Source organism: Campylobacter sp. 2018MI01 (assembly GCF_018501205.1).
Lineage (GTDB): Bacteria > Campylobacterota > Campylobacteria > Campylobacterales > Campylobacteraceae > Campylobacter_E.
On record NZ_JAHCZE010000114.1, the window covers coordinates 1 to 1,502 of the forward strand.

At 25.4% G+C, this 1,502-nt stretch carries 2 protein-coding genes; both read right to left on the reverse strand.

Annotation, left to right across the window (positions count from 1 at the left end; translation table 11 throughout):
* Nucleotides 1–273: TolC family protein (locus tag KJQ97_RS09225; RefSeq protein WP_214120664.1), on the reverse strand; the 273-nt coding region annotated here is incomplete at its 3' end.
* Nucleotides 270–1,502, reverse strand: a 1,233-nt coding sequence (locus tag KJQ97_RS09230; RefSeq protein ID WP_214120665.1) for an HlyD family type I secretion periplasmic adaptor subunit, incomplete at its 5' end; no start/stop codon positions are given. The genes KJQ97_RS09225 and KJQ97_RS09230, both read right to left, overlap by 4 nt.

A 1,502-nucleotide genomic window follows, 5' to 3' on the forward strand; every position in this document is an offset into this window, starting at 1 on the left:
AAGTGATATTGTGCTTTGATGATTGTTATAATCGCTAAAAAGCTCTCTTTTATAATCATTACTTTTTGTATTTGAATACTTAAAATCTGCATTAAATGATAATTCTGGATATAAATATGATTTATAAAAATCATAATTATAATTAGCACTTTTAATATCTATTTTTGCGATATTTATGATAGGAGAATTTTTAAGTGCATAGTCTAGTATGGTGTAAAAATCTTTAGCTATTGATGTGCTAAGCATTATAAGAAAAACAAAAATAATTCTCATCTAATACTAAGCCCTTCATCAAGATATCTAATAATAGGATATATGAAAAACTCTATTACTCTTCTTTTGCCAACCTTTACTTCAGCTATTACTTGCATTCCTGGTTCTATTTCTTTTACTTCCCCATCTACTATCAAATGATTTTTTAAAGGTTTTACCTTAATTTCAAAAATATCTCCTAATTTTTCATCTTTTATAGCATCGTTTCCAATATGTTCTAAAATTCCATCTAGTTTGCCGTATTTTTGAAAATTAAATGTGGTTATTTTGATAGCTACATTTTGCTCTTTTTTAAGATATCCTATATCTTGATTTAATACATTTGCTTTTATTATAAGTGGTTTATCAATTGGGATTATTGATATTAATTGCTCATTGCTTGATACAGAACTTCCTTCAGTATTTACAAATAATTTTCCTACATATCCATCAACTGGTGATGAAATAACTTGCCTTAGGCTTTGAAATTCTATCGCGTTTATATCTGCCTTTAATAATGCTATTTCATTTTTAGTTTTTAAGAGTTCATCATAATTTTTAGCAATAAAATTTGCTTTAAAGCTCTCAAGTTCTTTTGTGAGTTCGTTTAATTTATTTTCTAATTCTAAAGATTTGTTTTTATTTACAAGTATTTGTAATTGTAAATCTTGCTTTGTTTTTAATAAATTTTCATAATCTTTATAAGCGATTATATCTTTTACCTTGCTAAGTCTATTTAATTTTGAGCTTGTGTATTTATGCTCTATTTCTAATCTTTTTAATTCTTCTTTATTGGCTTGTAATGAATTAATAGTTTGTTTGATTTTAAATTCATAAGTGTTTATGCTATTTTTAAAGCTATTTAATTGGTTTTGATATAGGCTTAATTCTGCATTGCTAACATCTTTTAATTCACTCTCGTTACTTAGTGCATTTAATCTTTTTAAACTATCTTCTAAAGCTTTTAAATTCTCTTTTTTACTTTCTAAATTGACTTTAGATACACTTGGGTCAACTAATATTAAAGGCTCATTTGCTTTTATTTTATCACCTTCTTTTACAAGAATTTTATAAATTACTCCGTTTTCTAAAGGTTTGATTATTTTAATTTCTCCATCAGGAACTACTTTACCACTAGCACTTACTACTATATCAACCTTAGCTAGTATTAGCCAAGCAATACTAAAAACTATTACAAATAAAACTATATATAAAATACTTTTACCTAATGGATTTTGCGGTCTATCTTC